We start from the raw sequence: 18,991 nt of genomic DNA on the forward strand, positions 1-18,991 counted from the left end.
TTTGGCTTTGTTAAAGGACTATTTTGTTTAAGGCTCTTTTCGTAAGCTTTGTTGCTATTTGTATAAATGAATCTAGAATACACAGGATTCAGGCTTTAAAACAAAATGACTGAAGACGAAAAGATGCCACGATTCCTCACTTTTACGAATGTAACATTTTTGCGAACAGCAACAATCTATGCGGAAACAGCGTTGTTTAAAAAGCTCATATGGTTGAAATGGCGATTTTGCATGTCTTTCGTATCTTCTGAAAAATGAGCTGAAAATGAACAGTCATCAACATAGAATTATGGAGGTGTGGAATGTGAACAGTGAACCATTGTTAAGTGTTCAAGGAATACGTAAGCGGTTTGGAGCTGTACAGGCTCTTCAAAATGTGTCGATTGATGTGCATCCCGGTGAGGTTGTTGCCCTTGTAGGAGATAACGGTGCCGGTAAGTCAACGACAATTAAAATGATTGCCGGAGTTACCCAGCCAGATGAGGGGCAGATTTATTTTGAAGGAAAACCGGTTTCTTTGTCGGATCCATCCGTTGCCGAAAAACTGGGGATTCAAACCGTCTATCAGGATTTGGCCCTTTGCGATAATCTAGATATCGTTTCAAATTTATTTTTAGGAAGAGAATTGAAGAAAGCCATCATTCCTAAGGTTTTAAATATTGTTCAAAAAGCAGAAATGGAAGAAAGGGCTGTCCCGGTTCTTCGTGATCTGGGAATCAATTTACCGCCATTAAATACGACCGTTGCAAGTCTATCCGGAGGCCAGCGCCAGACCGTAGCCGTTGCCCGTGCTGTACTGTGGGGATCCAAACTCGTCATGATGGATGAACCGACTGCAGCTCTTGGGGTAGCTCAAACAAAGGCTGTTTTGGAATTGATTCAGCGTCTGGCCAGTAAAGGAGTTGGCGTACTGGTCATATCCCATAATATGAGTGATGTGTTTCAAATTGCTGACCGTATTGTTGTTCTTCGCCTCGGTCAAACCGTTAAAAATTTTGTTAAGGCAGAAAGCACTCGTGAAGAAGTAATTTCGGCAATTACGGGAGCATCAGGGGAGGTTAATGTAAGCTAATGAATACCGAGTTGCAGAAAAAATCTATGACTGTTGGATTTAAGAACAAGCTTGCTGGCGGTGATTTAGGCCTGATTCCGGTTTTAATCGGCCTCGTGTTAATTTGGTTAGTATTTCAAAGTGTAAACGCAAACTTTCTCTCTGGAAGAAATTTGTCAAACCTCATTTTGCAAATTGCAGAAATTGGAATGCTTGGAATTGGCGAAACCTTTATTCTCTTATTGGGAGAAATTGACTTATCCATTGGAGCAGTCAGCGGTGTAGCAGCTGCTGTGCTGGTACTTTTATCAAATTCAGGCGTCAATCCCTGGATTGCCATACTGGCTGCGATTGCTGTGGGGGTAGTCATTGGGGCATTTCAAGGATTATGGGTCACTTATATTGGAGTGCCCGCGTTTATCGTAACCCTTGCAGGCTCTCTTGGCTATCAGGGTATATTATTGTCCATGCTTGGCAGTACAGGTACGGTGCCGATTTCAAGTATGACGCTGTTAAATATTACTTCGACTTATGTTCCGTCTCTAATTGGCTGGCTCATTGTCCTTATAACCGTTATTGTTTTCTTTGCAATCAACTGGTTTGTTCAGCGAAATCGGACTGTACGAAACCTATCATCACTTGGAACCCCGCAAATTCTGGGACGTACAGCCCTTCTGGTAGTCGTTTCCTGTTTGGTGGTAGGTGTATTAAACAGCTATCAGGGTGTTCCGGTAGCAGGGTTTATTTTATTGATTTTTGTCGTATTCTTTGCGTTTGTAACTCAGTCAACCGTTTATGGCCGTCACATCTTTGCACTTGGCGGTAACGCAGAGGCAGCCCGTCGTGCAGGAATTAAGGTGAATGCCATAAAAGTGAGTGTTTTTACGCTTTGTTCTGCAATGGGAGCCATTGGTGGCATCATTGGTGCTTCACGCCTTGGTTCTGCTTCACCGGCGTCGGGAAGCGGAAATCTATTGATGGATTCTATTGCAGCGGCAGTTATTGGCGGAACCAGTTTATTCGGGGGCCGCGGAAGTGTATGGAATGCTCTTGCTGGTGCTTTGGTTATCGGCAGTGTGGAAAATGGAATGGATTTGCTCAGTGCGCCATCCAGTACTAAGTACATTGTGGAAGGCAGCATCTTGCTTTTAGCAGTTACCATTGATACCATTACGCGCCGGCGCCGTAAACGTACTGGAAGGTAACGTCGGGCGGAAGCTGTTAAAAGCTCCATGTTGAATTGCTAATGTTCTGAAATGCTTTAGCAATACTTGCAAGCTGAAAAGATCTATAAAAAACATGTTATACAAGCCAGAGGCCTTCAACAAATGGAAGGCCTCTGGCTGTTTTTAATGGAAGTTTTTATAAAATAGATGATCTAAGCATATAGTCAGGTTTTTTTGTACGCTTTTCAATGGTAGTTTTTGAATATATTAATACTAGTTCACCATGCAAAATACAATGTAGAGAAACCTTTACATTGTGGGGTGAGCGGTTATCTCAGAAAAGACACGCGCGGACCATTTGCAAATTGTTACATTGGGAAACTATACGTATTCTTTTAGAGCGGATGATGAAAAAGACTATCTGGTATGCAGCACGGATAACGGAATAAAAATAACATTAAGTTTTAGCAGAGATCCAAGTAAAAACAAACAAGCGAGAGAAGGGCTAATCTCTTTTTTTAACGGGCTGTACTCATAGGAGTGCAGTTTTTTTGCATAATTCATTGACGGAAGGTGATGAGATGAAGCGTGTTTGGTGTTTATACCGTGTATCAACCAAAAAGCAGGTGAACATAGATGATGACATTCCCATGCAAAGAAATGCCTGTCATCAATACGTGAAGAGTAAAAAAGACTGGGCTATAACCAAAGAACTCTCCGAAAAAGGGGTTTCAGGCTGGTCTAAGAAAATAAATGAGCGGGATGCTTTAAACAGAATAAAGGAGGGCGCAAAAAAAGGTGAATTTGACATTCTGTTAGTTTTTATGTTTGACCGCTTGGGAAGGCGAGAGGATGAAACGCCATTAGTTGTAAGCTTTTTAAATGAAAATAACGTGGAAGTGTGGTCTGTGCAGGAAGGAAAGCGAAAGATAGACACCCACAGCGATAAACTTTTGAATTATCTTAGCTTTTGGCTTTCTGATAATGAGAGCCATAAAACCTCCATTCGTGTGAGGGAATCTAAAAAACAGCTTAGTGAGAGGGGATATTTCCAGGGAGGTGCAGTCCCTTATGGCTACAAACTGATTGATACCGAGAAATCACACTGGAAAAACAGGGATAAATGTATGAAAGAATTAGCAATCAATGAAGCCGAAGCAGAAGTGGTAAAATTAATTTTCAGTTTATATATTGATAGGCATATGGGGTATCGTAAAATTGTGGATTTCCTGAACGCTAAAGGATATAGAACAAGAAGCGCCAGGCTCTTTGGCGTAAGTACGATACAGGGTATTATGGATAATCCTGTATATATAGGAAGAAAAAGATATAAAAGCTTTGATCATGAATTTTTGGAACAGCCTTATAATGATAAACTCAGAATGCTTTCAGATGAAAGATTTAAAAAAGCAGCGGATCTTAAAAATAAGAGACGTGAAAAAATAAAGGATCAAAACAAGGAAGGGATTCCGTTGGCAGGAAAATTATTGTTTTCAGGCCTCGCCTACTGCAAATTTTGCGGTTCCAAGTTAAGCGGTAATTACCTTTATAGGAAGCACAGGGCAAAGGATCAAGGACAGTATGACACAAATGTTATTTATCGATATAGATGTCCTTTAAATAAAGGTGGCAATAACGGTAATCATGAACGAAGCATATGGGGGGCAAAAAAATATGATACACTGATAATAGACCAAATTAAAGCCGTTATAAGAACCTCAGATTTATCCCCTTTTATTGTGCATGCTCTTAGCCAAAAGAAGACAAAACAAAAACGTATTGAGCGAAATATAATGAATTTAGAGCGGGAATATGGACATCTAAGTAAACAACTAAACCGGCTTTATGCTGAAATAGCCAATTCATTAAGAGGGGAAAGTCCTTTTGCACCGGATCAGCTTTCACTGGCGATCGAGGAAGTGAATAGGAAGATTACAGAAAACAACACAAACACACAAAGCTTGAAAAGAGAAATGGAAACAGAAACAGTGTATGAATCTGCTACTCATAATCTAGTGAATGAAATAGATAAATGGGAAGAAAAATTTGATTATGCAGATGATGAATTAAAAAAGGCCTTGTTATCCCAAATTATCGAGAGGGTATATCTTGGCAAGGATGAAATTTCTATTGAATTCAAATGTATGCTGGAAGCTTTTATTGAAGGATAATAAAGTTAAAATTATTACTAAATAGGCTCTGTTAATCTTGCTTGTTAATTTCTTTGAGAGTGCATTTGGTACCAGAACGCTAAAGCATTCGCTATATTGGCAAAATCTATATTTTGAATGAGCTTCAGATCTTTATGTGGGTCAATGCCATGCTTCTTCAGCACATATTCTCCGACCATTTGAGGCATGCCCCCTTTACGCTGGCCGAGGAAGGTAGTGCCTTTTAATTGGTCCCAGGAGAAATTGTTTATTTTTTTTCTGGATACTAAAAAGGTGCCGTCAGTTTTGGTTAACTGAGCAAAATTGATAACCGGATCCTTTGTTCCTTGTTTATATACATAGATGGAGGTTTCAGATCCAACTAAAGCAATATCTGCTCCATTTGATAAAAGGGTGGTCATCGTTTTGTCTCCGCCCTGGGTGGTTTTTAAATCCACATCCAAGCCTTCTTTTTTGAAAAAACCTTTTGCGAGCGCTACATATTGCGGAGTATAAAAAATGGAGCGGGTAACCTCCGCTACTCTTACCTTTGTAGCAGCGTCATTGGCAGAACATGCTGATAAGGCAAAAATGAGAATGGCGGATGTCAAAAGTGCAAAACTAATTCTAAACAATTTTTTCATATGAGATCCTCCTTCGTTAACTGAGTTTTTGAGGGCGGGGTGAGGAAAATGTTCGGGCATCCCCTTGTGTAAAAACAAACTTTGCGAGCCATTGGGGATTCGCCTATCTTTTTCATATCGTATGAAAGTCCTGGGATTGTGTGAATGCCTATAAATGGAGTTTGGATACAAAGAATGGTTTTGATGAAGAAATAGCGGTATTAATAATTGAAGGCTGTTTTGAACTAGTGTTGGTATATGGATACTTACTGTCAGTTTTCAAAAAAAGTGTGCACACTTTTTTTATCTATACTTTGAGCACAAAAGAAGAGCCTAAACAATTGAATGATGATTTCTTCCATAAATAAGCAGATGAAAGGGGATTTTTATGCAAGGCTCGAGCGCAATGCTTGAAAAAAGGCGTTTTCCATCACCAAATCCACACGTTAGAATGTTTTTGGTAACATATATATCCGATGGGTTAAGGGTGAAGGGGCTGCTGGCAGAACCGGATGACGGCTCTGAGTATGATGGCTTTTTATATTTACGCGGCGGCATTAAAAATGTAGGAATGGTAAGGCCTGCGAGAATTGGCCAATTTGCCGCAGAGGGTTTTATTGTATTTGCTCCTTTTTACAGAGGGAACAGGGGAGGAGAGGGGAATGAGGATTTCGTGGGAGAGGACCGCCAAGATGCTTATGCGGCATTTGATCTCTTAAGGGAATATTCTCGAGTGATTTCCAACCGGATACATATATTTGGATTTTCAAGGGGAGGCGCAATGGCCCTCCATACGGCAATAGAACGGAGGGCTGCATCCGTGGTGACATGGGGAGGTGTTTCGGATATCGCATTAACCTATCTTGAAAGAAAGGATCTTCGCCGCATGATGAAAAGGGTTATCGGCGGAACACCTGCTAAATATCCGGAACGCTTTGAAGACCGTACACCTCTTTATCAAATAGACCGTTTAACAGCACCGGTATTAATCATTCATGGGTTACAAGATCAAAATGTTTCCTATGAACATGCCCGCAGGCTGGAAGAACGTTTATCGGCTCTTGATAAGCCAGTGGAAACCTGGAGCTTTCCCCAATACACACATTACTTCCCGCCCCATATTAACCGCCAAGTAGTGAGAGATTTGTGTTTATGGATGAAAAGCCAGGCCAATCCATGGTAAAATAGGATTATCAATCCTTACTTGGAGGTACATACAGATGGGTATGCCATTTGAATTAAATACAATGATTATTACAAAAGGAAAAGAACAAAGAATAAATGATAATACGTTTGTATTAGTAAAGAAAGGCTACAGGCTCTATCCTATAAATATTCCTACTGAGGTGCGCAGAAATATTGAAAACGAATCAAGCGGTACTGCCATCATAAAAAAAGTGGAATGGGAAGAAACCAAAACCAGTATTACATATGAGTTAATTTCCCTTAATTCAACGAATTGACCTTGCAGTGAAGGTATGATAACGAAAAAAAACCCGCCGATGGGCGGGTTTTTTGATCGAATAAGTATAAATTTTTTATTCAATAGGGTTTTAAACCAATGTAGTTGCTGTCTAGCTTCAACGCCTATCTGCTGGCGTATTTCTGCGTCTCCTCACTGCGATAAGTCAACATCTGCTCGAGAACGGCCTCGCTGCATTTCTTTTATCTCAGTCGAAGACTATGATATCGTACGCCGGTAAGGAAGGTGCTTTTGCTTTTCTTATAAAATCATCCTAAAGGAGCACCTAATTCAATAATATCTTTTGAAACGTGATCGAATTTCCGGAAGTTATCATTGAATTTCTGAACAAGCTCTCTTGCTTTGGCTTGATAGTCTTCCTGGCTTTCCCATGTTTTATTCGGCATTAAAACATCATCAGGCACACCCGGCACCTGAACAGGAATGTGCAAGCCAAATATCTCATCCTTTACAGTTTCCACATGATTTAGCTCGCCCTCTAAAGCAGCATGCACCATAGCACGAGTATAGCTCAGCTTCATTCTGCTTCCAACACCATACTCTCCGCCAGTCCAGCCTGTATTGACAAGGAACACCTGTACTCCATGCTCTTCAATTTTCTTCCCTAGCAATTCAGCATAGACAGTTGGCTCAAGAGGAAGGAACGGTGAGCCAAAGCATGCGGAAAAAGTTGCCTGAGGCGATGTGATTCCGCGTTCTGTCCCTGCAAGCTTGGATGTATAGCCGCTTAGAAAATGATACATTGCCTGCTCTTTTGTAAGCTTGCTGATAGGAGGCAGTACGCCGGATGCATCAGCAGTTAGAAAAATGATGGTGTTCGGGTGGCCGGCCACACTTGGATCAATAATGTTATCAATCGCTTGAAGTGGATAAGCAGCCCTCGTATTTTCCGTTAAGGATTGGTCTGAATAGTCTGGAACACGAGTATCCTGATGAACCACTACATTCTCGAGAACGGAGCCAAAGCGAATGGCATCATAGATTTGAGGTTCCTTTTCTCTGGATAAGTCAATGCATTTTGCGTAGCATCCGCCTTCTATATTAAAGACGCCATTTGGAGACCATCCATGCTCATCATCGCCAATCAGTTTCCGGTTTGGATCCGCAGATAATGTGGTCTTTCCTGTACCGGATAATCCGAAGAAAAGAGCTACATCTCCTTCCGGCCCCACGTTTGCTGAGCAGTGCATTGGCAAGGATCCTTTTTCCGGAAGAAGATAATTCATGATGGAGAAGATCCCCTTTTTCATTTCTCCAGCATACTCTGTCCCGCCAATCAGGATGATGCGGCGCTCAAAGGAGATAATGATAAAGGTTTCAGATTTTGTACCATCCACTTCTGGAACCGCTTTAAAGGTAGGGGCGGATAGGATAGTAAATTCCGCCTGATGGAAAGGAAGCTCTTCTTCCGTAGGGCGAATAAATAACTGATGGGCAAAAAGGTTATGCCATGCATACTCATTAATGACCTGAATAGGCAGTCTGTAGCTCCTGTCTGCACCGGCAAAGCCTTTAAAAACAAACACTTCTTCCTTATTTTGAAGAAAGCTGACCATTTTATGATAGAGACGATCAAATACTTCTGAGGAAATAGGCTGATTAACCGTTCCCCAATCTATTTTATCCTTTGTAGCGTCTTCCTCTACAATATATTTATCTTTGGGTGACCGGCCGGTGTATTTGCCTGTTTCTGCACAAACCGCACCGGTTGAGGTTAATATTGCTTCTTTTCTTGACAGGACCCTTTCAACTAATTGAGGTACAGATAGCTGCGTATATACATTAGGGCCATTTAATAATTCAGATATTTCATTTGAGATATCCAATGAATTCATCGATATTAACCTTCCTTTTTCTAGATATTTGTTTAATGATTGCTCTGCATGTAATTAGTATAACACATTTGAAATAATAATCTATACTATTTATTTGTTTTTTTATTTGTGCTATCGCAAAAAGGTATTTTGACTTATATAATTGGAAAACATTTTCAGGGTGGCTATTGAAATGAAAGCAATGAACGCTTATGGTAGGATTTGTTCTATTTTAATATGGGACTTTGTTGTTTTTTAGCTCATTCGTGTGAAACGTTGGTTTCACACGCCTTTCAGCTCTGCTGTAAAATGAGCTAAAAAACGAGCAGTTTTCAATTTAGAAATTTTAATAGAACCTATTATAAAGAACTTGGGACATATTATGAATATATTTCTTTTCATAAGGGACAAGGTAATAAGAAGGTTCCAAATAAAATTGTTTTTATCTTCTCTCATTTATTTATTGACACTCCATGTCAAATTGAGTATGATTTTACCTTGTACGGATACTCTTATCCCGAGCTGGTGGAGGGACTGACCCGATGAAACCCAGCAACCTGCCTCTAGGTACAGCCAATACATTCTTTTCTAAAGGATGCCAAAGCTTATCTAGGCAAAGGTGCTAACTGTTGCAAGGTTCAATCCTTGAACGATAAGAGTGAAAGGCGCGATTTTTGATCTAAACCTTTCCTCATTAGCTAAGCACAGGGAAAGGTTTTTATTTATGGAAAAAAGCGCATAACCTCTATTGGGCTGGATTTTTTTAAAGGGCTTTCGTAATAAGCGTTGTTGTTACATTTAAAACACAAGGCTGGGTTTGCAAACCTTTTTTAAGAGCAACTTAGTCATTGTACAAAAAGCAACAATCTATGCGAAAACCAGCATGATAAAAATCCGATGTTTATTTCATACTATTAGGGAAATGAGTACCGTGAACTAAATATAGAACTGATCCACAGGAGGTATTAGCCTGTGAATTCCATTCAAGGGAGGAAGAAAGATGTCAAACAAACGTCGCTTATTTACATCTGAATCAGTTACCGAAGGGCATCCTGATAAAATTTGTGACCAGATTTCCGATTCAATTTTAGATGCGATTCTTGAAAAGGATGCGAATGCTCGTGTAGCATGTGAAACTTCTGTTACAACAGGCCTTGTTCTTGTTGCCGGTGAAATTACAACAAGTACTTATGTGGATATTCCAAAAATTGTACGTGAAACAATTAAAGGAATTGGCTATACTCGTGCAAAATACGGCTTTGATGCTGAAACATGCGCAGTATTAACCTCTATTGATGAACAGTCTCCGGATATTGCGATGGGTGTCGACCAGGCACTTGAAGCACGTGAAGGACAAATGACTGAAGAGCAAATCGAAGCGATTGGTGCGGGTGACCAAGGTCTAATGTTTGGTTTTGCCTGCAACGAGACAGAGGAACTAATGCCTCTTCCAATTTCTCTTTCTCATAAGCTTGCACGCCGTATCGCTGAGGTTCGTAAAGAAGAAATTTTAACTTACCTTCGTCCAGATGCAAAAACACAGGTTACAGTAGAGTATGATGAAAACGATAAGCCTGTTCGTATTGATACCATTGTCATTTCTACACAGCATAACCCTGAAACTACTCTTGAACAAATTCAAAAGGATGTTAAAGAATTTGTTATCAATCCAGTTGTGCCTAGTGAGCTAATCGATGAAAATACAAAGTATTTCATTAATCCAACCGGCCGTTTTGTTATTGGCGGACCACAAGGAGATGCTGGTTTAACAGGACGTAAGATCATTGTTGACACTTACGGCGGATACGCTCGCCACGGAGGCGGTGCATTCTCCGGTAAAGATCCTACAAAGGTTGACCGTTCAGCTGCATACGCTGCAAGATACGTAGCGAAAAATATCGTTGCTGCCGGATTGGCTGAAAAATGTGAGGTTCAGCTTGCGTATGCAATTGGTGTGGCGCAGCCGGTATCCATTGCAGTTGATACATTTGGAACAGGTACTGTGTCAGAGGATGCATTAATTGATGCAGTTCGTTCAAGCTTCGACCTTCGCCCCGCAGGCATCATTAAAATGCTTGATCTTCGCCGTCCTATCTATAAGCAAACAGCTGCTTACGGACACTTTGGACGCACAGACGTAGACCTTCCTTGGGAACGTACAGATAAAGTAGATGCACTTCGTGAATTAACTAAGTAATAAAGGTAAAGGAGTTACAAGTCAAATTGTAACTCCTTTTTTCTATGGCTGGAATGGGGGATCGAACTAGAGAAAAAGTACTTCTGATCTGGATGAAGGACGTTAGAGTGGATTGGTGAAGAGGAAAAGTCCTTCATCGCCGTCATGAAGGCCAAAATAGGCTTTGGACCAAGTGGTTTGGTCCTTCATTGCCAACATGAAGACCAATTTGAGCGATTTACGAAGTGAATTTTCCTTCACCTCCAGCATGAAGCCGTCTCTGTGCCAAGCCATGGTTATTAGACCTATCGCACCATGGCAGCCAAATCAAACTTCCTATGTCCCATACGCCCCGTTTAATCTTTTCGCTCAAAACAAGCGACTGTTTTCTAAACAAGAAGGAAATACGGGTAAATGTCTACTGCAAATCTGGATGAAAAGTGGTAGTATTATAAAGTGCATTTTTTTATGACAACTTTTATAAAAAAATCTCTTTACATGGTTTGTGTTTTTTGTCACAATCCTTTTTAAGACCCCCAGGTATCTTATTTTCTTTTCGAAATGTTTACTTAGGGAGCGGACATCGTTCTGAATTTCACAAAATTTATAAACGGCGTTTAAAATACTTATAATGAGAGTATTGAAAGGCCGTACCATTAAACTATCCTTAATTAAAGCAGGTGACCTACATATGTGTGGATTTATTGGATGCATACATGACAAAGCATTTGAACGGACAAACAACGATCAGCAGTTGTTTAAAAATATGAATAATATTATTACGCACCGCGGACCTGATGATGAAGGGTTCTATGAGGATGAACATATCCAGTTCGGTTTTCGCAGACTGAGCTTTATTGACCTGGAAGCGGGCCATCAGCCGTTGACTTATGAAAATGAACGTTACTGGATTGTCTTCAATGGAGAGATTTACAACTATGCAGAAATAAGAAAAGAACTGATGGATGCCGGCTTGAAGTTTGAAACTTCTTCCGATACTGAAGTTATTGTTGCACTATACAGCAAAATCAAAGAAAAAACAGTTGAAAGATTACGCGGTATGTTCGCCTTTGTTATTTGGGACAAACAGGAACAATCCTTGTATGGAGCCCGTGATCATTTTGGCATAAAGCCATTCTTCTACCGTGAAGAAGAAAACCGGACTTTCTTTGGTTCTGAAAAGAAAAGTATATTGCTAGCCATGAAAAATGATGTGCTTAACTACGATGCTGTTCAGTATTACATGACCTATCAATTTGTGCCTGAGCCATATACAATGACAGACGGCATTCAAAAGCTTGAGCCTGGACACTACTTCATTAAGAAGCTTGGAAAGCCAATGAAGATTGAGCGGTTCTGGAAGGCTTCCTTTAAGCCGGTACAAAAATCAGAGGATGAATTTGTTAAAGAAATAAGAGATGTTCTCTTTGATTCTGTAAATTCTCATATGATCAGCGATCCAGACGTTCCTGTAGGCTCTTTCCTTTCAGGCGGAATCGATTCGTCTATTATTGCGTCTATTGCTAAGCAGTTCAACCCAAGCATTAAAACTTTCTCCGTGGGATTTGAACGCAATGGATTCAGTGAAATTGATGTAGCGAAAGAAACAGCTGAAAAGCTTGGAGTGGAAAATATTAATTATGTTATCACTCCTGAAGAATATATGAACGAGCTGCCGCGGATTGTCTGGCATTTGGATGACCCTCTTGCTGACCCTGCACTGGTGCCGCTTTATTTTGTAGCGCGCGAAGCCAGGAAGCATGTTAAAGCTGTATTATCAGGCGAAGGGGCAGACGAATTATTCGGAGGCTATAACATCTACCGTGAACCTCAATCACTGGAAGTATTCAATAAAATTCCGGGTGTTGGAAAATCCCTTCTTTCCGCTCTTGCAAAAGTCATGCCTGAAGGTGCAAAAGGGAAGAGCTTCATTGAGCGCGGTGTAACGCCAATGGAAAAGCGTTATATTGGTAATGCCAAAATGTTTACAGAAGCAGAAAAGAAGCAGCTGCTTGTAAAATATAATAACAGGCTCGATTATACGGATATTACAAATCCTTTGTATAAGGAAACAATCGGATACGATCCTGTTGACCGCATGCAGTATATTGATATCCATACGTGGATGCGCGGCGATATCCTGTTGAAAGCCGATAAAACAACGATGGCAAATTCGCTTGAGCTTCGTGTACCGTTCTTGGATAAAGAAGTTTTCAAGGTGGCTTCAAAAATTCCAACAAGCTTAAAAACAGCTAATAATACAACGAAATATATTCTTCGTAAAGCGGCTGAAGGAATTGTTCCTGATCATGTTTTAAATCGTAAAAAGTTAGGGTTCCCTGTGCCGATCCGCCATTGGCTAAAGGACGAAATGAATGATTGGGCAAAGCAAATTATCCGCGATAGCCAAACCGATCATATTTTAAATAAAAAATATGTACTTCAGCTGCTGGAAGACCATTGTCAGGGTAAAATGGACTACAGCCGTAAAATCTGGACAGTCCTGATCTTCATGATTTGGCATTCCATTTATTTAGAAGGCAAATATGATTTCCAAAAACAGTATGAGGTCAACAAAGAACAGGCGACTGTTTAAGAAAACAAAAAGGATTCCAGGCATTTGCCTGGAATCCTTTTTCTGATTTTATTAGTGTAGTCTTTGTCCAGCTCCAGCTCCAGCGCCAATCGGCTAGCGGATTTCTGCGTCTTCTCCCTGCGATAAGTCAACATCAGCTCATTCCTCGCTGTGTATCCTTTATCTCAGTCGAAGACTACGGAATCCGTACACCGATGAACAAGGCGCTTGGGCATTTCTTTGTCTAGCTCCAGCGCCAATCGGCCAGCGGATTTTTTGCGATCATTTTTTTATCGCTGTACGTAAGTGCCTGGCTGCCCATCTGTTTCCATCCTGCTACGAAATCGGCGTAGGGTGCTTTTTTATTTTTTTTGCCAGTCAGAGGATCATTAAAGTAAACGTAATTAGCATCGTAACCGGTAATGACAACGGCATGTTCTTTTTTGGTGACCCTGACAGGTCCTGCTTGGGTAGTCCATTTCTGGAAGTAGCTTTCGGGAAGCCGGCGGTATTCTGTATTTACAATCGTCCAAACAGGCTTGTTTTCAGATAAGGCAAGCTTTACACGATCAAAGCTTGCCCCAGTTAAATTCACCATCCTCCCGGGCAAATACTTTTCTCCCAAATCGAAAACAGGCTTAGCATAAACGGCGTAACCGGGCTGGGAAAGGGTAAACATATTCCCGACAAACCCTAGATTGGGATTTCCATACACGGTTTTTCCGTCTTTTGTTTTTATTGTTTCTGCCGTTTTCTTTAGTTGATGGGCAAGCGTCAGTTTTTGAGCCGATACTCCTGCTGATTGAAGGAGCATTGAGAGGCTTGTGACTTCACAGCCGCGCGGAAGCTCTGGGAATTGTGAGTAGACAGGGACGTTCAGCAGCACCTTGCCTTTTATGTTAGGCTGCGTATACTTAGCAGCAGGCGTGCTGAAAGGCTTAATGGAACCATTTTGAAAACCGAACAATAGAATGCCGGTGGATAAAATAATTATTAGATAAATTGCGGGAATTTTAGAGTTTCGACCTTTCATTTACCTCACCCATGTATAAATGTTAAATGCAATATATGCATTATACATATTACATCGGCATAATTTGTGATTTTTTGCTAAAATACTTTAAAAAATAAGGAAATACTCCCTTTATTTTTGGAGAGATTTATAATACTGTGCTTTTTCGGCGTATTCTCTTGTGATACGCTGCATATCCCGTATATCTTCTTCATTCAGTTTTCTGATTACCTTTGCCGGCTGTCCAAAGGCAAGGGTATTTGGAGGGATGATTTTACCTTGTGGAACCAGGCTCCCCGCCCCAATGAATGCTCCTTCACCAATTTCGGCATTATCTAAAATGATGGACCCCATGCCGATAAGTGCCTTTTTTCTGATTATGCAGCTATGCAGAATGACTTGATGGCCGATGGTGGCTTCATCTTCAAGAATCAGCGGGTTATTTGGACTCTGATGAAGGACGGAATTGTCTTGAATATTTACCTTCTGTCCAATGATAACGGGTGCTACATCACCGCGGATGACGGTGTTGAACCATACGCTGGATTCTTCTCCAATGGTAACATCACCTGTTATCGTCGTGTAATCGGCAATGAAGGCAGTTTCTGCAATAGAAGGGAGCTTTCCCTTATAAGGATAAATCATCTTTTTCAACATCCTTTCTGAGTAAACAAATGAACATGAAAGAGTTTTAGCCTTGCTTACCAATGAGCAGACCTTATCAAAGGAAAAACCTTTTCCATCTTATTGTAAGGCTCTTTTGGTAAACTTTGTTGCTATTTGTCATAAAAATATGAATAAAAATAACTGGGGTCAGCAGTTAAACGTGCGATGAGATTAAAAAGAGGGTGCAAAAAAAGTAAAAACTAAACGCTTTGGGGTAAAATGCAAATCCAAAGAAGAAGGGCAATGGCTGAAATAAATTGATCGCTGTTATCTTTAGTTCGAATTTTTACTTGTTTATGGGTAGAATAATGAAAAGAAAGATTTGGGCAGGAAAAGGGGGGGGAAGCAAATGTGGAAGTGGGTAACGGATGGAGAGGCAAAGGCAGTTATCGTCATGGTCCATGGTGCGATGGAGCATCACCGGAGATATAGCTGGCTAATTGAAATGTGGAGATCGGAAGGCTATCATGTCATCATGGGTGATTTGCCTGGACAGGGAATTACATCCAGGTCACATAGAGGACATATTGATTCCTTTGACGAATATATCTACGAAGTAAAGGACTGGGTGCAAACCGCGTACCAGTTTGAACTTCCTGTGTTTTTATTGGGGCATAGCATGGGAGGGCTTGCAGTTATAAGGGCCCTGCAGGAACAGCCATTAAAATTAGAAGGAGTTATCCTGTCTGCCCCCTGCCTTGGTTTGGTAAAATATCCATCCACTGTGCTGAACCTTCTCTCAATAGGGTTAAATAAACTTTTGCCGAAAAGCCGTTTTTCGAGCCCCTTAACCATCGATATTGCCACGAGAAATGAAGAAATACGCGAATCCGCTGTAAATGATTCTTTATTTGTGACAAAAGTATCTGTTAGATGGTATCGTGAATTATTAAGGGGCATCAAGCAATCGTATGAGAATATGTCAAAAATTCCCGATTTTCCTCTTTTGGTTTTACAGGGAGGAGATGATAAAATTGTCAATAAAACTGCAGTTGGAGAATGGTTTAATCAGCTCTCTCTGTCAGAAAAGCATTACAAAGAGTGGCCTTTATGCTACCATGAGCTTTTTAATGAGCCTGAACGTGAAGAAATATTTCAATATGCAAAGAGCTTTGTTGAAAATCGTTTACGCTCCAAAGGATATATTATTGAATGAGGTGACCTTTTCATGGCAATCCCTTCACACCCAATTTCTTTGATGAACCAGGTATATCGCAAGGTTATGCCAAATGTTCATCATGAGCTTTCGAAATGGAAAGAAAAAGCAGAAGCAATTCCAAATGAGGAGCTCCGAAGGCAAGCACTTTCAAGTATCGAACATAAAACCTTTCATTGTGAAGGAGGATCTATCCTCGGTCTTTTAGCCTTGGATAGAAAGCCACAGGCAGTAGCCTTTATCGTCGCGTATCAGACGATTAGTGACTATCTGGATAATTTATGCGACCGCAGTACATCCCTTGATCCCAAGGATTTTGCCCTTTTGCATGATTCTATGATGGACTGCCTTACTGTGGAAGCTGAATTGAAAAATTATTATGCGCTTCGAAAAGATCAGGATGACGGGGGCTATCTCCATGAATTAGTCCGCACATGCCAGCTGGTTTTGGCGGAAATGAATCATTATCAGCATATTAGACCCTATTTGCTGGAGCTTTGTGATTATTACTGTAATCTTCAAATACATAAGCACGTAAAAGAGGAAGAAAGAGTAGATAGGCTCGTCTCGTGGTTTAACCAGTATAAACATACATTGCCCGAGATGGGATGGCATGAATTTTCGGCGTGCTCAGGTTCTACTTTAGGGATTTTTTGCCTGGTTTCCTACGCCCTTCGCCAGGATTTCAAAGAAGGATACGCAGCCATTATCCGCAATGGCTATTTTCCCTATATTCAGGGGTTACATATTTTACTAGATTACTTTATCGATCAGGATGAGGATAAAGAAGGCGGCGATTTAAATTTTTGCTTTTACTACAAAAGCAATGAAGAGCTAATGGATCGCCTGAACCATTTTTTAGCGGAGGCTGACCGCCATACAGAACAGCTTCCTGATCAAAAATTCCATAAGCTCATTAATAGAGGGTTATTAGGGGTGTACCTGTCGGATGATAAAGTCAATAAACAAAGAGATGTCAGAAGGCTTTCAAAAAGAATGATGAAAAGCGGGGGCTCCATCAGCTATTTTTTCTATTGGAACGGAAGGTTTTACCGCAAAATTCAAAACGCTGTCCCCTCAGGGCTAAAAAAGGTATTTGTACCAAAATCCATATAGGAAAGAAGCGAGGTCATTGAAATTAAAATTAAGTGTATTGGATCAATCCTCCATCTCAGTAGGGATGAGTCCTGAAGAGGCACTTGCGAATACAGTCCGTTTAGCAAAGCATACAGAGAGACTTGGATATTCTCGTTTCTGGGTATCTGAACACCATGATTCGTTTACATTGGCTGGAACTTCCCCGGAAGTACTGATTGCACATTTAGCAGCTAAAACGGAACGGATTCGTGTAGGCTCAGGAGGTGTGATGCTTCCTCATTACAGTGCCTTTAAAGTTGCTGAGAACTTCAGAGTACTTGAAGGCCTTACACCTAATCGAATTGACTTAGGGCTGGGAAGAGCGCCAGGAGGCATGCCGCGTGCCACCATCGCCTTGAATGGAGGGAGAGATAGAGGTGTTGACCGTTATCCACAGCAGATTGATGAGCTGCTGGAGTACCTTCATGATTCTTTAAAAGAAGATCATCCATTGTATGGGCTAAAGGCGGCTCCGGTCGTCCAATCTGCACCCGAGGTCTGGATACTTGGATCAAGCCCTTCGAGTGCAATGCTTGCTGCAGAAAAAGGGCTTCCTTATACCTTTGCTTTGTTTATTAACGGAGAAGGGGGAGAGCAGTATACACGTTTTTACCGCAATCAGTTTAAACCATCGCTTTATTTAAAAAAGCCCCTAAATATGGTGACGGTATTTGCTATTTGTGCTGAAACTGACCAAGAAGCAGAACGATTGGCAGCGAGTATGGATTTATCCATGATTATGATGGAACAGGGAATGGAATCAAAAGGCATTCCAAGTCCAGAAGAAGCTGCTTCTTATTCATACAGCCCGTATGAACTGGAAAGAGTACAGGAAAACAGGAAGCGCATGGTCATTGGCTCTCCTAAGACCGTTTTAGCAAAGCTTGTGGAGATTGCCGAAAAGTATGAAACGGATGAAATCATGCTGGCCTCCATCCTTTATGATTTTAATGAAAAATTAACATCCTATGAATTAATCGCGAAAGCAGCAGGAATACACTAGATGAAACACCAAACAGGCCCTTATGAAGTGTAAGGGCCTGTTTGGTGATGAAAGCGGCCTCCCTTTACCTCTGCAATATCACCGATTGCAAGGAAGGCATTGGGATCTATTTCCTCAATAATGGTTTTAAGTTCGCTTTCTTCAATCCGTGTAATCACACAAAAAATGACCTTTTTTTCATTGCCTTTAAAGCCGCCTTCTCCATTTAGATAGGTAACTCCTCTTTTAAGTCTGATCAATAAGGTTTCTCCAATCTCTTCGTAAAGATCACTGATAATCCAGACACTTCTCGACTGTTCCAGTCCCTCTACCACAATATCAATCATCTTAAAGGCAATAAAATAGGCAATCAGGGAATACATGGCATGGTCCCACCCAAATACAAACCCGGCGCTTGCAAAAATAAAGATATTAAAAAAGAGGATTATTTGTCCGACTGATAAAGTGCCTTTTCTGCTGATAAGAATGGCCAGCACCTCTGTCCCATCCAGCGCTCCCCCGTACCGTATAACCATGCCCACTCCGATTCCAACGATAATTCCACCAAAGATGGCTGCGAGAAAAACGTCATGAGTCAATTTGGAGACAGGTGTCAAAAGACTGGTAGCAATGGATAGCACGATGATTCCGTATAGCATGGAAATCATAAACGTTTTTCCAAGCTGTTTGTAACCAAGCAGGAAAAAGGGTGTATTAAGAAGAAAAATGAAAATCCCCAGCTTTGAATGAAAAAGATGGGATAAAATGATGGAGATACCTGTGATTCCGCCGTCGATAATGTGGTTGGGCACCAAAAAAATTTCCAGTCCTACTGCAGTCAATACCGCTCCTAAAGTTAAGAAAAAGGCACGGTAGAATATGTTTTTCTTTGGAAGCTTTCGCTGCTGCTCCTTATTGGGCATGATAATTTCTCCATTAGAATAGATCGTTTCCATAAAGATACTATGTGCCGTAAATGCCAAAAACATTCGTGAAGATT

At 40.9% G+C, this 18,991-nt stretch carries 15 protein-coding genes, 1 pseudogene and 1 riboswitch; of the genes and pseudogenes, 10 read left to right on the forward strand and 6 right to left on the reverse strand.

Features of this window, described 5'->3' with window-relative positions; genetic code table 11:
• Positions 1 to 304 precede the first annotated feature (304 nt).
• The 3 genes from A5N88_RS21950 (at position 305) to A5N88_RS21960 (ending at position 4,388) form a co-directional block, all read left to right on the forward strand.
• Complete coding sequence (locus tag A5N88_RS21950) at positions 305 to 1,072, forward strand: ATP-binding cassette domain-containing protein (RefSeq protein WP_232317609.1); 768 nt, start codon at positions 305 to 307, stop codon at positions 1,070 to 1,072.
• On the forward strand, positions 1,072 to 2,256 hold the full coding sequence (locus A5N88_RS21955) for a sugar ABC transporter permease (protein WP_232317610.1): 1,185 nt from the start codon (positions 1,072 to 1,074) through the stop codon (positions 2,254 to 2,256). The genes A5N88_RS21950 and A5N88_RS21955 overlap by 1 nt, the downstream gene beginning before the upstream one ends.
• Before the next feature lie 512 nt (positions 2,257 to 2,768).
• Positions 2,769 to 4,388 carry a recombinase family protein gene (locus A5N88_RS21960; protein ID WP_232317611.1) on the forward strand — a complete coding sequence of 540 codons (1,620 nt, stop codon included), beginning with the start codon at positions 2,769 to 2,771 and terminating at the stop codon, positions 4,386 to 4,388.
• Positions 4,389 to 4,465: 77 nt separating this feature from the next.
• Here the strand turns inward: A5N88_RS21960 and A5N88_RS21965 are convergent.
• Positions 4,466 to 5,011: pseudogene (locus A5N88_RS21965) on the reverse strand (ABC transporter substrate-binding protein); the annotation flags it as partial.
• A gap of 367 nt (positions 5,012 to 5,378) precedes the next feature.
• Here A5N88_RS21965 and A5N88_RS21970 point away from each other — a divergent pair.
• Together A5N88_RS21970 and A5N88_RS21975 are read left to right on the forward strand one after the other, a co-directional pair.
• Positions 5,379 to 6,173 carry an alpha/beta hydrolase family protein gene (locus tag A5N88_RS21970; RefSeq protein WP_066269971.1) on the forward strand — a complete coding sequence of 265 codons (795 nt, stop codon included), beginning with the start codon at positions 5,379 to 5,381 and terminating at the stop codon, positions 6,171 to 6,173.
• 37 nt (positions 6,174 to 6,210) lie between these two features.
• On the forward strand, positions 6,211 to 6,453 hold the full coding sequence (locus tag A5N88_RS21975; protein ID WP_066269973.1) for a DUF2584 domain-containing protein: 243 nt from the start codon (positions 6,211 to 6,213) through the stop codon (positions 6,451 to 6,453).
• A gap of 268 nt (positions 6,454 to 6,721) precedes the next feature.
• On the opposite strand, the gene pckA is transcribed toward A5N88_RS21975, so the two are convergent.
• A complete protein-coding gene (gene pckA, locus A5N88_RS21980) occupies positions 6,722 to 8,308 on the reverse strand; it encodes a phosphoenolpyruvate carboxykinase (ATP) (protein ID WP_066269977.1) in 1,587 nt (528 codons plus the stop codon).
• A 488-nt stretch (positions 8,309 to 8,796) separates the two neighbouring features.
• Positions 8,797 to 8,946: riboswitch (SAM riboswitch) on the forward strand.
• A gap of 341 nt (positions 8,947 to 9,287) precedes the next feature.
• Between pckA and metK the strand changes: the two genes are divergently transcribed.
• Positions 9,288 to 10,484, forward strand: a complete 1,197-nt coding sequence (gene metK, locus A5N88_RS21985; RefSeq protein WP_066269978.1) for a methionine adenosyltransferase — start codon at positions 9,288 to 9,290, stop codon at positions 10,482 to 10,484.
• A gap of 102 nt (positions 10,485 to 10,586) precedes the next feature.
• On the opposite strand, the gene A5N88_RS25250 is transcribed toward metK, so the two are convergent.
• Positions 10,587 to 10,757, reverse strand: coding sequence for a hypothetical protein (locus tag A5N88_RS25250; RefSeq protein ID WP_157090757.1), 171 nt, complete (start codon positions 10,755 to 10,757; stop codon positions 10,587 to 10,589).
• 397 nt (positions 10,758 to 11,154) lie between these two features.
• Between A5N88_RS25250 and asnB the strand changes: the two genes are divergently transcribed.
• Positions 11,155 to 13,059 (forward strand): asparagine synthase (glutamine-hydrolyzing), encoded by a 1,905-nt coding sequence (asnB, locus tag A5N88_RS21990; RefSeq protein WP_066269979.1) that lies wholly within the window; start codon positions 11,155 to 11,157, stop codon positions 13,057 to 13,059.
• Between the two features lie 223 nt (positions 13,060 to 13,282).
• Here asnB and A5N88_RS21995 read toward each other — a convergent pair whose 3' ends face one another.
• Positions 13,283 to 14,071, reverse strand: a complete 789-nt coding sequence (locus A5N88_RS21995; RefSeq protein WP_066269981.1) for a C39 family peptidase — start codon at positions 14,069 to 14,071, stop codon at positions 13,283 to 13,285.
• A gap of 111 nt (positions 14,072 to 14,182) precedes the next feature.
• Positions 14,183 to 14,695: a gamma carbonic anhydrase gene (locus A5N88_RS22000; RefSeq protein ID WP_066269983.1), complete on the reverse strand. Its 513-nt coding sequence runs from the start codon at positions 14,693 to 14,695 to the stop codon at positions 14,183 to 14,185.
• A gap of 370 nt (positions 14,696 to 15,065) precedes the next feature.
• Between A5N88_RS22000 and A5N88_RS22005 the strand changes: the two genes are divergently transcribed.
• The 3 genes from A5N88_RS22005 to A5N88_RS22015 are packed head-to-tail and all read left to right on the forward strand — an operon-like array spanning position 15,066 to position 18,012.
• A complete protein-coding gene (locus A5N88_RS22005) occupies positions 15,066 to 15,872 on the forward strand; it encodes an alpha/beta hydrolase (RefSeq protein WP_066269985.1) in 807 nt (268 codons plus the stop codon).
• Positions 15,873 to 15,884: 12 nt separating this feature from the next.
• The gene (gene tbcS / locus A5N88_RS22010; protein ID WP_066269990.1) at positions 15,885 to 16,988 is read left to right on the forward strand and encodes a tetraprenyl-beta-curcumene synthase; all 1,104 of its coding nucleotides are present in this window, start codon (positions 15,885 to 15,887) and stop codon (positions 16,986 to 16,988) included.
• Positions 16,989 to 17,004: 16 nt separating this feature from the next.
• Positions 17,005 to 18,012, forward strand: coding sequence for an LLM class flavin-dependent oxidoreductase (locus A5N88_RS22015; protein ID WP_066269992.1), 1,008 nt, complete (start codon positions 17,005 to 17,007; stop codon positions 18,010 to 18,012).
• Positions 18,013 to 18,032: 20 nt separating this feature from the next.
• Here A5N88_RS22015 and A5N88_RS22020 read toward each other — a convergent pair whose 3' ends face one another.
• Positions 18,033 to 18,914: a YitT family protein gene (locus A5N88_RS22020; RefSeq protein ID WP_066269993.1), complete on the reverse strand. Its 882-nt coding sequence runs from the start codon at positions 18,912 to 18,914 to the stop codon at positions 18,033 to 18,035.
• Positions 18,915 to 18,991 lie beyond the last annotated feature (77 nt).

The sequence above is a fragment of the Heyndrickxia acidicola genome, from assembly GCF_001636425.1.
Classification (GTDB): Bacteria; Bacillota; Bacilli; order Bacillales; family Bacillaceae_C; genus Bacillus_AE; species Bacillus_AE acidicola.